Genomic DNA, 11,319 nt, shown 5'->3' with positions numbered 1-11,319 from the left:
AGCGCGAAGACCTCGGGCGAAGCGACCGCGGCATCGTCGAGCGGCCGGGCGGGGCGGGGGCAGCCTGCATGGTCAGCAGCAGTGCGGCGGCAAGCTCGGCAGCGATCATCGTCCTTCTCCCCTTTCGGCCATCCTACACGCTTCGGCCGCCGGGGCGAGGGGGCGCTGGAGGCGCATTGCTATTCAACGCGCTGGCGGGCGGGAAGGCGGTGCCAAGTCGTTGAAAGCATGGCTTTCGGCTTGCGCGACAGGCAGGCAGCCTGTTAGGCAGGCCGTGGGTCGCGATGGAGAAATCATGACCCGTCTGCTGCCCGTGCTCGCCGCGACCCTCGCCCTCTTCGCCCTTGCCCCGTTCGCTTTCGCCCAGACCGGGGGCGTCGTCGCCCCGGTGAAGGGCCTGCCCGCGAGTGACTGGGAGGCAGCCTATGCCCGGCCGCTCGACGATGCCGCGGTCGCTTCGCCCGAGGTCTTCGCGCTGCTGATCGGCTGGGCGACGGTGAAGGATGCCAAGAACCCGTCGCTCCATCGCACTTATATCGGCGAGGATGAGGCCAAGCTGGTGATCGCCCATCTGCGCCGCGACGGCAAACTGGATGCGGGCGAGATCGACCTGCTCGAGGAATTCGCCTTTCCGAAGGACCGCGTGATCGAGCTGACCCGCCTCGGCCCCGACGGCAAGCCCGACAAGGCCAGCAAGACAGCGGTGACGACCCCGCCGGGGATGATGCAGAGCTTTGCCCGCGAACTGGTCGCGATGTGGCAGAGTGAATGGGAGAAGCCCGAGGCGGCGGGTTGGCCCACGCTCGTCACCATCTATGCCCGCGATCCCGCGAAGAACGACGTGCTGCACAAAAGGCTGCGCGCGGCGGGGCAGGCGATGCTCACCGAGAAATGGCGGCAGTCGAACGCGGGCAATCGCTGGGGGCCGTTCCGCGATACGATCCGCCTGTACAATGATGCGACGCTCAAACTGCCGCAGGGCCACTGGCTCGCGGGCAAGCGGCTGCTCCATGATGCGGCGGCGGACACCGATCGCCATTATGGCGATGCGATTCAGGATTTCCTCTACAACTGGCTGAAGCCCGCCGAATAGAGGGCGTCAGCCGTCGGTTTCGGGCGGTTGGGTGAAGGGGGCGAGCTTTTCCGCCTCCGCGCGTTCGGCCGCGCTGGTGATACGGCGCGTCATTTCGATCGTCACGACATTGTCGTCCCAGTCATTGTCGCGCTTGTCCTCGACCGCGAGCCGGTAGCGGATCACATGGCGTTCGATCCCATCCGTTTCGGACAGATAGGAACTGCGACCCACTTCGCAACATTTCGAATCGCCGCGTTGGGTGAAGGTGCGGATGTGGAGCGTGCGATCGACCGATTCCGCAGGGAATGCCCATTGTTCGCCCGCGGCCAGCGTGACCGGCTTCGACAGGTTGGTCCTGACCTCGACCGACTGCGTCAGCGGCGATCTCCCGCCCTCCGACCGGACCGTCGCCGCATAGCGTGCGCCTATCGAATATTCGAGCATGCCCATTTCCTCCCGCTCTTTCAAACCGGAGTTCGATGTTCCACCCCTGCCGGCATAGGTCAAAAGACGACTCGTTCGGAACGGACCGAAAGGCGGGGCCCCGCCCCGCGAAGCCCGCCGCTTGACGCCGGGGGCCCGGTGGGGGATGCCGGGGCAAAGGGGGAGGATGACATGCTGAACGATGTGCCCGATTTGTTGCTGCGGCATCGCCGCGCGGTGGGGGTGGCGGCGATCGTGCTGGCGCTGCTGACCTGGACCGTCGACCTGACCGGGCTGGTCTATCAATGTCCCTATTGCCGGGTGCAGCGCACGATGATCGGCGTGCTGGGGATGCTGCTGATGCTGCCGAACCCCGCGCACTGGCTGGTGCGATATCTGTCGGCGATCTTCGCGCTGTTCGGCCTTGCGGTGGCGAGTGCGCAGCATTTCCGCGGCTGGCAGCGGATCATGGGCGGCGAGTTCGAGTGGGGCGAGCAATGGTATGTCAACGCGTGGATGCTGTCGGGCTTTGCGATCTTCATCCTGACCGCGCTGTTGCTGCTGATCTGGCGCTGGCGGCCGGTGGTGGCGGCGACCCCCGAGGGCTGAGGCCGCCGTGCCCGCACCCGCGAACGCGGCGACCCGGATTTCCTGCCCTAGCGGCAACGCACATCGTTGTTGCCGCTGCGTTCGATCGCACGCCCGGCAACCGCGCCGCCGATCGCGCCGAGTACGGTGCCCAGCGTCTCGCTGTCGCCCGGCGCGATGACGTTGCCGGCGATGCCGCCGACGACGCCGCCGACGATGAGCCCGGTGGTGCCGTCGTTGCGGCGGCAATAATATTGGCCGTTTCGGCCGCGATAGACGCGGTCGCCCGACGACAGGCGGCGTTCCTTGTAGCGGCGGTCGCTGCGATAATAATCGTCGGCATAATAGCCGCCGCGGTTCGGGTCGGGCCGGTTATAGTCGTAATTGCCATAGCGGTCGTAATAGCCGCGGTCGTAATAACCATAGCCGCCGTCGTCGTACGAGGAGGCATAGCCCCCGGTCGAAGCGCAGGCGCCGAGCATCGCGGTCGCGGCGGCGAGGGGCAGGATCGTCAGGCGGTTCATCGGCATCACTCCGTTGGCCGATGCCGGACCGGAAGGCCGGGCATCGCTGGCCCCCACCATGAGGAATAGACCCGCGAGCGCCGGCGGAGTTCCGTCAGCATGGCGCCAGTCGATTGATTTGGCGCGCTTTGTCCGGGCAGGCCGGTTTCACTTGCGGTCGTCGCCCTGACGTTCGTCGCCCTCCCTATCGTCGGACGGGTCGAGGCGGACCGTCCAGCGCGGCGGAGCGCCGGGGTCGCGGGTGATGTCGGGCGAGGGGACCATGTCGTCGCCGGTCTCGATCCAGCCGCGCCCGTCGCATTTGGGGCAGGCGTGGCGGATCGAGCGATGGCTGATAAGGTCGATCTGGGTGTTCCACTGGCCATGGCCCGCGCAGACCGGGCACAGCTTGTCGAGGTCGCCGCTGCGGTTGCGCCGCGAAATGCCGTCGAGCGCGTGCGGGTCGGCGGGGCCGGTGCAATGGACGATGTTCGAGGCGTGCGACATGGGGCGATCCTTTGCCCGATAGACCCGCGAGCGGCGGCGGGGTTCCGACCTTCGCGTCGTGAGGTCAGTTGGTCGTCGCCGCCGTCTTCTCCACCGCTTCTCCCTCGTCGGCGAGACGGAAGGCCTGCGCATTTCGCGCGGGGCCGGTCAGGCGCGCGATCTCGTCGGCGTCCTTCTGCGCCTCGGCCGATTTCTCGAGCGCGTCGGCGAGGTTCTTTTCGCGCTTTTCGAGTTGCTTGGCCCATTTGGCCTGATCGGCCTTTGCGGTGCGAAGCAGCGCGGCGGTTCCGCTGCGCTTCGGGTCGGTGGCGAGCGCGGCTTCGGCGGCGGCGACCTGAACGGTCGCGGCGTCGCGTTTGGTCCGCGCCTCGTCGACATTTTTCTGCGCGCTTTCGCGCCAGTTCTTCGTCGAGGTCAGGCGATGCTCGATCACGTCGCCGGGCTTGCCGCAGAACTGCGCCGCCGGCTCGACGCTCTCGTCGGCGGTCGCGACGGTAAGTTCGCGCAATTTCCATTGCTTGTTCGAGCGCGTGAAGAAGCCGGTATAGACGCCCGCGATCTGCCCCCCCGCGTCGCGTACCGCCCATTGGCCGAGCGCGGTCGCGCCGGTGCCGCCGCGATAGAAGCGCAGCGGTTCGGGGTCGAGCGTCAGGCCGGGGGCGGCGAGCGGATCGGCGTGCCGGTCGATGTCGAGCTGCCCCGCGCTGGTGCCGCCGGCCTGCCACTTGGCCTTCTTGTCGAGGTGGAAGGCGGCGCTCTTGGGCTTGCCGCCCTGTGCCGCGGCGAAATAGGCCTGCATCGTCGCGAGCGACGGCGCGCGCGCCTCGGCGACCTTGGCGTCCGACATTGGCGTGCCGGTCATGCACGGATTGGCGCCGCCGCCATAGCCCATCGTCGCGAGGATATAGAGATTGGGGTCGAGGTGCGGCATATATTGCGCCCGCGCGGGCGCCGCGTGCAGCGCGAGCATCGCGGTCAGCGCGCCCGCCATGATGATGATCTTGCGGCCCATATCTTCCTCCCCCGTCATGCCGTTCGGCGTTGCCCCGTTGCTAGCACCTCGCGCCGTTGCGCACAGGCCAAAATATGCACGGGGCCGGGGCGGCGGCGGACACCCCGACGAAGACGTTGTGCGCCGACGTGGGCGAGATTGATTTCACACGAAGACACAAAGGCACAAAGAGGCCGGTTCGCGGCCGACAGGCTGCCTTCTCGTCGACATTGATCCTTTTACGTGGGGCCAGGACGAAAAGCCGCTTCGCGGCAAACGCGACATCTTCGTGCCTTTGTGTCTTTGTGTGAAACATATATCACGCCCTATCGGCCGCGAGGAACGCTTGCCGGGCGCGCGGCCAAGCGTCCGCTCCCCTCATCCCCAACCATCACCCCGCACCCTTGCCAAGCCGCCAGCGGCCGTGTTCGACATGGGTGGTCTTGCCGACGATGCTTTCGGTCAGGATGATCTCGTCGACCGTCCAGCCGATCGGGGGCATCTTTTGCGCGTTCAGCCGGTCGCCGCGATAGTTGATCGTGATATGCGGTTCGGGGGTGGTGCCGTCCATGATCGGCGCCTTTTCGCGCAGCAGGTGATTGACCAGCGCCTTCTGGAACGCGCGCGCCTCGGCCAGCGGGTCGCGGGTGCGCAGGGTCACCGCCTTGCGGTTCTCGATCCGGTCGAAGGCGAGCGGAAAGGGGGCTGCGACGAAGCTGCCCAGCGCGGCGACGGTCGCGGGCAGCCAGTCGGGCGGCGCGTAATGCAGGTCGTAGAGCGAGACGAGCGTGACATGGAGCAGGCCGGGCCCGCGCCCGGGGTCGTTGCGCGGCAGCGCGGCGATCGCCGCCTGCACCGCGGGCGGCGGCTTGGCCATGATGTAGAGCGGGTTGCGGGCGCGCATGGGTGCGGGTGTAGCATGATGCCGCGTCGGGGCGAATGCCGCACGCGGCGGCCGGGCCGCGCCGCACGCCTCTGGGGGCCGGAAGGTCACAAAGGTCACGCCACGTCCCCCTCTTCTTGTGTCCCTTCTTCGGGGTCCTCGTGCGGCCCGGCCCCGTCATCCGCCTGCGCGTCATCGCCAACCTCGGCGACCGCGATCGCCAGCGTGGTGCCGGCCGCGGCGCGGCGGGCTTCCTCCAGCCCGATCTGGCGCGCGAATTCGTCGTCGGTCAGCCCGCCGGGCGCGATGCCGAGCGTCTTGAGCCGCTGCATCACCGCGAGGACGGCGATCACCCGCGCGTCGGTCTCCTCCTGCGTCGCATAGTGCGGCTTCGACGCCGCGGCGTCGGCGAGCGCCGCCTCTTCGTCGGTCAGCCACTCGGTGCCGTCCTCCTCGCGCTCGCGATCGACCGCCGCGCCGCTGCTGCGATCCCAGGCGTCCTCGGCGACATGGTCGGTCCAGCGGCCGAGCGCGATCGCCTGCGCATCGGGGCGGCGGCGCGGTTCGCGGCGGTCGCGCCACGCGCCATAGGTGTCGGGGTCGCGATAGCGCAGCAGGAACATCGTCAGCCGCTCGTCATAATAACGACGCTCGCCGACCTGTTCGCCCTGGAACCACACCGGGCGCGCGACGCCGTTGAGCGCGCGCGAGAAAGCGGCGTCGGACAGGCGGCGGATCGCATAGTCGAGCGCGGCATCCCATGCGGCGCGAAAGCTGTAGGCATCGACGCGGCGGCGCAGGCGATAGGCGGTCGACGGCGACAGGCCGACGCGCTCGCACGCCTCGGTCACGCAGCCGCATTCGCCGAGCGCGTCGATGAAGGCGACCTGCTTTTCGGGTGTCCAGCCATCGCGGCGTTCGCGCGGCGAGGCGGGGACGAAGTCCTGCGCCGCGCCGAGCGTGCGTGTGTCGTCGGGCGGCGCCCGGCGCGCCTTGGTGATGCGAACGGGACTGCGCGTCTTGTTCGCATTTTGCGCGCGGGCGCGAAGGGCGGCGAGGTCGGGGAAGGTCTTGTCGTGCTTCATCCAGCAGGATGAACCAGACGGGGGTTTATTAGGAAAGGGGTTTTTGGGGTGGGGTGTGCGAAATAGGATTTGTGGGGTGTTCGGCGTCACGGAGCGGGTTGAGACCTCGGGGTCTTAGTGCGGCATATTAGAAATGAGGAAAGGCAAGGTTGCCAACCTTCATCGAATTTGCTTCTTCCGCGAAAGAAGCAGCCCGTACGGAAGTTAGGATAGGCTATGAAAAATTATAAGCTCCGCGAAGTTTTTGCGCCGGGTGGTACAGTCTTTCAAGGCTCCGGTTATGAAAGGATTGACAGTCTTTCTTCTTGCTGTTCCGCACAGGGCATTTGACCCAATTACAGTTGAAAATGAGGTAGAGGGAAGGTTTAAGCATATCCCTATTCCTACTTGGGAAATGGCGGATCTCGAAAAGATACCTCAGCTGGGTTTTCCGGCGCTAAATGTCATATGCGACGAATCGACGATTGCGGAGATGGGAGCGCAGGCATCACGAAATCCCCTGTTAATGCAGGAAATATGCGCCGAGCTTTGCCTTGAAAACAAGATTTCTGGGACTTGCCAAGCACCCACAAAAATCGATGGATCAGTATTAGGTGCCGCATACAAAGAAATTGCCGAGAGTAAAGGGTTTCCTAAGTTTGAACGATTAAGGAAAGGGCCGCAAGCGCGAAAACTCAGAGAATCTCGCCTTCTTGTAGATGGTACAGAAGAAGACATTTATTCACTTATCATGATGGCTCTCTCTCAGACCGGGCCAAAGTCGAAAACAACATATGATGAGCTGCGTAGTGCAATGCGGTCGATAATTCATGCGGACGGAAAGATGCCTCAGAAAAATGAGATTACATCAGCGCTTAGCCATATGACGTCCATTGCGAAAAAAGATATCAAGGGCGAGCCGGCACTCGAATGGGTGAAAGATGGGAATGAAGTTATCATTACTGATCCGTTTTTGATATTTTACATGAAGCACGCCGATCTATCCAATGATTTGGATAGTGCCCTCGTTATGTGACTCAAGCGGGTTTGCGTGACGGTGACAGGCGCCACAGCCCTAAGTCGTTGATCAATGAAGCTTCTTGTCGCGAGGCATTCCCGCCTCCGGATTTTTAGCATCGTCATAGGCTGACAGGAGCTGCGCCGCGAGGCAGGCGTCGAGCAGGTTTTCGAGCGCCGTCAAATCCAGCTTCTCCGTCAGCCAATGCTCGTCGGCCTGTTCCAGCGCTTCGTAGTAAGGCGCCTTGTCAGCGGCGATCTGCTCGGGAAGCGTCTGATGGCCGGGCAGTCGATAGCCGACTTTGGCGCACAAAACGAAATAGGCGAGTGCGCGTGAGGTCCGGCCATTGCCATCGGTGAAGGGGTGAATCCAGTTCAGGCGCCACATGACATAGGCGCACAGATGCAGCGCCTTCGCCTCGGCGAAATTATCCATCACGAAATCGCACATCTCCTCGATCAGCGAGGGGACGATATGCGCGGGCGGCGGCGTATGCTTGCTTTGCCCGATCGACACATTGGCGGGCCGGAAATTGCCGGCATGGCTCGATAGTCCGTCGAGTGCGATGCGGTGGAGGTCGAGGATCATCGAGGTGCGCAGCCGGAACGGCCGTGTATCGCGCACCACTTCGTCGATCAGGTCAAGGACGCGGTCGAACTGCGCGACGGCGTTTTCCGACTCGCGCTTGGCTTCCTCGATAGGGTCACTGATGAGCGACGGCTGTTCCGCAATGCTGTGGCGGTCCCCGTCGCTCATCTTCTAGTGCGATTTGCCGATTTTCTCGGCGGCTTCATCGACCATTTCGCGCGTTACGCGATCATTCTCGATATGCGCATTGCCATAGGCAAAGCTCCGCCGCTGCGCCTCTTTTTCGGCGTCCGACATCGGGCGTCCGCGCGAGGCATCGATCAGCTTTTGCAAGTCTTCGCTCATGATGGCCTCCTTCTCATATCAACATCTGCCGATCCGCCCGGCAGGTCAACTGGGTAGCGGTAAATGATGGCAGCATTGGGCCGATTTAACCCTGCCCGGGAAATTTATTGTTACTTTTCCGACTGGCGCCGCTCAATCATGCTCGCGTCCACCCGCGCCCATATACAGCTCGCGGCCCGTGTCCTCATAGACCTGGCTCATTTCCGCCATGCCCTTCTCGGCCTCTTCGGCGGCGATGAAGCCGGCGCTGTCCTGATTTTGCAGCTTGGCAAAATCCCGCACTTCCTGGCTGATCTTCATCGAGCAGAATTTCGGGCCGCACATGCTGCAGAAATGCGCCGACTTGGCGCCTTCGGCGGGGAGGGTCTGGTCGTGATATTGCTCGGCGGTGTCGGGGTCGAGCGACAGGTTGAACTGGTCGCGCCAGCGGAATTCGAAGCGGGCCTTGCTGAGCGCGTCGTCGCGGACCTGCGCGGCGGGGTGGCCCTTGGCGAGGTCGGCGGCGTGGGCGGCGAGCTTGTAGGTGACGACGCCGACCTTCACATCGTCGCGGTCGGGGAGGCCGAGATGCTCCTTCGGGGTGACGTAGCAAAGCATCGCGGTGCCGTACCAGCCGATCTGCGCGGCGCCGATGCCGCTGGTGATATGGTCGTAGCCGGGCGCGATGTCGGTGGTGAGCGGCCCGAGCGTATAGAAGGGCGCCTCGCCGCAGGCTTCGAGCTGCTTGTCCATATTCTCCTTGATCTTGTGCATCGGGACATGGCCCGGACCCTCGATCATCACCTGCACATCCTGCGCCCAGGCGCGTTTGGTGAGCTCGCCGAGCGTGTAGAGCTCGGCGAACTGCGCCTCGTCGTTCGCGTCGTAGATGCTGCCGGGGCGCAGACCGTCGCCGAGGCTGTAGGCGACGTCATAGGCCTTCATGATCTCGGTAATCTCGTCGAAGCGTTCGTAGAGGAAGCTTTCCTTGTGATGCGCGAGGCACCATTTCGCCATGATGCTGCCGCCGCGCGACACGATGCCGGTCATGCGCTTGGCCGCGAGGGGCACGTAAGGCAGGCGGACCCCGGCGTGGATGGTGAAATAGTCGACGCCCTGTTCGGCCTGTTCGATCAAAGTGTCGGCGAAAATCTCCCAAGTCAGATCCTCGGCGATGCCGCCGACCTTTTCGAGCGCCTGATAGATGGGGACGGTGCCGATCGGGACGGGCGAGTTGCGGATGATCCATTCGCGCGTGTCGTGGATGTTGCGGCCGGTCGACAGGTCCATGACGGTGTCGGCGCCCCAGCGGATCGACCAGACCATCTTGTCGACTTCGGACGCGACGTCGGACGCGACCGCGCTGTTGCCGATATTGGCGTTGATCTTGACGAGGAAGTTGCGGCCGATCGCCATCGGCTCGCTTTCGGGGTGGTTGATGTTGCTGGGGATAATCGCGCGGCCGCGCGCCACCTCGTCGCGGACGAATTCGGGGGTGACGTAATCGGGGATGCTGGCGCCGAAGCTTTCGCCGTCGCGCTTGTACTCGGCGAGGCGCGCGCGGCCGAGATTCTCGCGCTCGGCGACATATTCCATCTCGGGCGTGATGATGCCGCGGCGGGCATAGTGCATCTGGCTGACGTTCTGGCCGGGCTTGGCGCGGAGCACCTGCTTCTTGACGTTGGGGAAGGCGGGGACGCCGCCGCTGCGGTCGGGGCCGAGCTGGCCGTTATCTTCGGGGCGGACTTCGCGCTGGGCGACTTCGGTGACGTCGCCGCGACCCCGGATCCAATCGCGGCGGAGTTCGGCGAGGCCTTTCGCGATGTCGATGCTGGCGTTGGGGTCGGTGTAGGGGCCGCTGGTGTCATAGACGCGGACGGGGGGCTCGCCGCTGTGCGGGTCGAGGTCGATCTCGCGCATCGCGACACGGATGCCGCTGCCGGTCTGCGTCGCGACATGGATCTTGCGGCTGCCGCGGATCGGCCCGGTGGTGACGCCGATCGGTCCCTTGGGGGGGGCGGAGTTTTCGAATTTCGCGTCGATGTCGGCCATGTGCAGTCGCTCCGTTGTTGTTCGGAGCGAAAGACGGTTCTCACGCGGTGAAAGCCGGCCCTCCCTCCGCCCGAGTTACCGGGATCAGGTTCGACGGGTCGCGGGATGTTCCGCTCTCAACCTGTTTCCACACACAGGCTCCCCGGGGATGGCGCGGTTATAGGGGGCAAGGTCGGTGCTGTCCATGGGCGAGGCGCCGCCAGAGCGCGCAATCAGGTGCTTGGGCGGCCCGCGACATGGGTGTCAGATTTGTGCCGGTCATGGTGGCCGACAGGATCGGCGGCGGCGTTCACCCAGAGCATCGGCCACTTTGGCACGAATAACGCTAGCTCGGCTGACTGACGCGACAACCAGCCCAAACCCTTCGTTTCACTTGGGAACGCTCCGCCCGTTGCAGCCTTCATCGACCAAGGCCGGGAAGCGGCCCGCTTGCGGCTGGAGCGCCCAGCCGCTGCCCCAGCGTTCGACGAGGCGGAAGCGAAGCCCGCCGACGCTTACCTCGGCGCCGTCGGCGATCGTCACCCGCGCGCCGGGATCGCGTTCGGACAGGCGGTAGTTGTAGCCGGTCATGACGACGGGCGGCAGGGCGCGCGGGACGAGGCGGTAGACATGGGTGCCACCCGGTCCCGCGGTCCACATGCCGGCTTCGGCACGGTCGTCATGGTCCTGCCAGGCGTGGGTGACCGAGAGACGCAGCGCCTTGCCCGCCGCTGGGGCACCATCGACATAGGCGGTGACGCGGCGATGGGCGTAGCGGCGGGTGGCGGCGAGGCCGAGCGGATCGGGGGCGAGTTGCTGCGGCTCGGCGAGCATCGCGCTTTCGATCAGCTCGCGCCGCGGCACATGCATCGCCGAATTGCCGCTGTAGACAAGGATGCGCTCGTGGAGGCCGTCGCGATCGGCGTCGGCGAGGCAGGCCTTGACATAGACGGGCGACCAGCGCGGCTTGTCCGCGCCCGGCGGCAGCGTGAAGGGCGGCCGCGCGGTCGGCAGGCAGAGCGCATCGCCGTCCCCCATATAGTCGGGTTCGAGCGGGGTGCCGGCGGGATAGACCAGCCCCGCGTCGCCGGGCACGCGCAGCGTCGTACCGAGCAGCCAGCCGCGCCGCGCGACGAGCACGACCTCGTGCGCGACGACGGCGTCATTGGCGAGCGCGATGCCGTCGCGCGACAGATCGACGATGGGGATCGGCGCGATATGCGGTTCGTTCGCCGCCTCGCGTTCGCACGCCTCGCGGGCGGCGTCGGGCGCGGCGGCGCCGAGGAGGAGCGGCAGGGCGAGGAGGGCCGGGATGCGGATCATC

The 11,319-nt window shown here is 65.3% G+C and carries 13 protein-coding genes and 1 riboswitch; of the genes, 3 read left to right on the top strand and 10 right to left on the bottom strand.

What is annotated here, in order from left to right:
• The first annotated feature begins 295 nt into the window (after window positions 1-295).
• Window positions 296-1,093, top strand: a complete 798-nt coding sequence (locus tag B1A78_RS17495; RefSeq protein ID WP_077148195.1) for a hypothetical protein — start codon at window positions 296-298, stop codon at window positions 1,091-1,093.
• Window positions 1,094-1,099: 6 nt separating this feature from the next.
• Here the strand turns inward: B1A78_RS17495 and B1A78_RS17490 are convergent, their stop codons facing one another.
• Window positions 1,100-1,519, bottom strand: coding sequence for a hypothetical protein (locus B1A78_RS17490; RefSeq protein WP_144037884.1), 420 nt, complete (start codon window positions 1,517-1,519; stop codon window positions 1,100-1,102).
• 171 nt (window positions 1,520-1,690) lie between these two features.
• On the opposite strand from B1A78_RS17490, the gene B1A78_RS17485 reads away from it, so the two are divergent.
• Entirely contained in the window at window positions 1,691-2,107 is a 417-nt protein-coding gene (locus B1A78_RS17485) for a hypothetical protein (protein ID WP_077148193.1), read from the top strand.
• Between the two features lie 47 nt (window positions 2,108-2,154).
• Here B1A78_RS17485 and B1A78_RS17480 read toward each other — a convergent pair whose 3' ends face one another.
• From B1A78_RS17480 to B1A78_RS22775, 5 genes are all read right to left on the bottom strand, one after another.
• Window positions 2,155-2,610 (bottom strand): glycine zipper 2TM domain-containing protein, encoded by a 456-nt coding sequence (locus tag B1A78_RS17480; RefSeq protein WP_077148196.1) that lies wholly within the window; start codon window positions 2,608-2,610, stop codon window positions 2,155-2,157.
• A 147-nt stretch (window positions 2,611-2,757) separates the two neighbouring features.
• A complete protein-coding gene (locus B1A78_RS17475) occupies window positions 2,758-3,096 on the bottom strand; it encodes a hypothetical protein (RefSeq protein ID WP_077148192.1) in 339 nt (112 codons plus the stop codon).
• Window positions 3,097-3,160: 64 nt separating this feature from the next.
• Window positions 3,161-4,108 (bottom strand): hypothetical protein, encoded by a 948-nt coding sequence (locus tag B1A78_RS17470; RefSeq protein WP_077148191.1) that lies wholly within the window; start codon window positions 4,106-4,108, stop codon window positions 3,161-3,163.
• A 370-nt stretch (window positions 4,109-4,478) separates the two neighbouring features.
• Window positions 4,479-4,991, bottom strand: a complete 513-nt coding sequence (locus B1A78_RS17465) for a 2'-5' RNA ligase family protein (RefSeq protein ID WP_077148190.1) — start codon at window positions 4,989-4,991, stop codon at window positions 4,479-4,481.
• A gap of 95 nt (window positions 4,992-5,086) precedes the next feature.
• Window positions 5,087-6,055: a hypothetical protein gene (locus B1A78_RS22775; RefSeq protein ID WP_077148189.1), complete on the bottom strand. Its 969-nt coding sequence runs from the start codon at window positions 6,053-6,055 to the stop codon at window positions 5,087-5,089.
• A gap of 280 nt (window positions 6,056-6,335) precedes the next feature.
• On the opposite strand from B1A78_RS22775, the gene B1A78_RS22365 reads away from it, so the two are divergent.
• Window positions 6,336-7,070 (top strand): hypothetical protein, encoded by a 735-nt coding sequence (locus tag B1A78_RS22365; RefSeq protein ID WP_144037883.1) that lies wholly within the window; start codon window positions 6,336-6,338, stop codon window positions 7,068-7,070.
• A gap of 51 nt (window positions 7,071-7,121) precedes the next feature.
• Here the strand turns inward: B1A78_RS22365 and B1A78_RS17450 are convergent, their stop codons facing one another.
• The 4 genes from B1A78_RS17450 to B1A78_RS22765 all read right to left on the bottom strand — a co-directional run.
• The gene (locus B1A78_RS17450; protein ID WP_077148187.1) at window positions 7,122-7,808 is read right to left on the bottom strand and encodes a Fic family protein; all 687 of its coding nucleotides are present in this window, start codon (window positions 7,806-7,808) and stop codon (window positions 7,122-7,124) included.
• Window positions 7,809-7,811: 3 nt separating this feature from the next.
• Window positions 7,812-7,985, bottom strand: a complete 174-nt coding sequence (locus B1A78_RS22770) for a hypothetical protein (protein ID WP_171003857.1) — start codon at window positions 7,983-7,985, stop codon at window positions 7,812-7,814.
• A 132-nt stretch (window positions 7,986-8,117) separates the two neighbouring features.
• Window positions 8,118-10,016, bottom strand: coding sequence for a phosphomethylpyrimidine synthase ThiC (gene thiC, locus B1A78_RS17445; RefSeq protein WP_077148186.1), 1,899 nt, complete (start codon window positions 10,014-10,016; stop codon window positions 8,118-8,120).
• Between the two features lie 44 nt (window positions 10,017-10,060).
• Window positions 10,061-10,171: riboswitch (TPP riboswitch) on the bottom strand.
• Window positions 10,172-10,385: 214 nt separating this feature from the next.
• Window positions 10,386-11,319 (bottom strand): hypothetical protein (locus tag B1A78_RS22765; protein ID WP_077148185.1); only part of this gene is annotated, 934 nt, incomplete at its 5' end.

It is taken from the genome of Sphingopyxis sp. KK2 (genome assembly GCF_001990265.1).
Taxonomy (GTDB): domain Bacteria; phylum Pseudomonadota; class Alphaproteobacteria; order Sphingomonadales; family Sphingomonadaceae; genus Sphingopyxis.
This window is presented reverse-complemented; position numbering and strand designations above follow the sequence as displayed.

What these genes read in the sequence shown, in the direction of transcription:
- B1A78_RS17495 (WP_077148195.1), top strand. Translation starts at nt 296, where the DNA reads ATGACCCGTCTGCTGCCCGTGCTCGCCGCGACCCTCGCCCTCTTCGCC.
- B1A78_RS17490 (WP_144037884.1), bottom strand. Translation starts at nt 1,519, where the DNA reads ATGCTCGAATATTCGATAGGCGCACGCTATGCGGCGACGGTCCGGTCG.
- B1A78_RS17485 (WP_077148193.1), top strand. Translation starts at nt 1,691, where the DNA reads ATGCTGAACGATGTGCCCGATTTGTTGCTGCGGCATCGCCGCGCGGTG.
- B1A78_RS17480 (WP_077148196.1), bottom strand. Translation starts at nt 2,610, where the DNA reads ATGAACCGCCTGACGATCCTGCCCCTCGCCGCCGCGACCGCGATGCTC.
- B1A78_RS17475 (WP_077148192.1), bottom strand. Translation starts at nt 3,096, where the DNA reads ATGTCGCACGCCTCGAACATCGTCCATTGCACCGGCCCCGCCGACCCG.
- B1A78_RS17470 (WP_077148191.1), bottom strand. Translation starts at nt 4,108, where the DNA reads ATGGGCCGCAAGATCATCATCATGGCGGGCGCGCTGACCGCGATGCTC.
- B1A78_RS17465 (WP_077148190.1), bottom strand. Translation starts at nt 4,991, where the DNA reads ATGCGCGCCCGCAACCCGCTCTACATCATGGCCAAGCCGCCGCCCGCG.
- B1A78_RS22775 (WP_077148189.1), bottom strand. Translation starts at nt 6,055, where the DNA reads ATGAAGCACGACAAGACCTTCCCCGACCTCGCCGCCCTTCGCGCCCGC.
- B1A78_RS22365 (WP_144037883.1), top strand. Translation starts at nt 6,336, where the DNA reads ATGAAAGGATTGACAGTCTTTCTTCTTGCTGTTCCGCACAGGGCATTT.
- B1A78_RS17450 (WP_077148187.1), bottom strand. Translation starts at nt 7,808, where the DNA reads ATGAGCGACGGGGACCGCCACAGCATTGCGGAACAGCCGTCGCTCATC.
- B1A78_RS22770 (WP_171003857.1), bottom strand. Translation starts at nt 7,985, where the DNA reads ATGAGCGAAGACTTGCAAAAGCTGATCGATGCCTCGCGCGGACGCCCG.
- thiC (WP_077148186.1), bottom strand. Translation starts at nt 10,016, where the DNA reads ATGGCCGACATCGACGCGAAATTCGAAAACTCCGCCCCCCCCAAGGGA.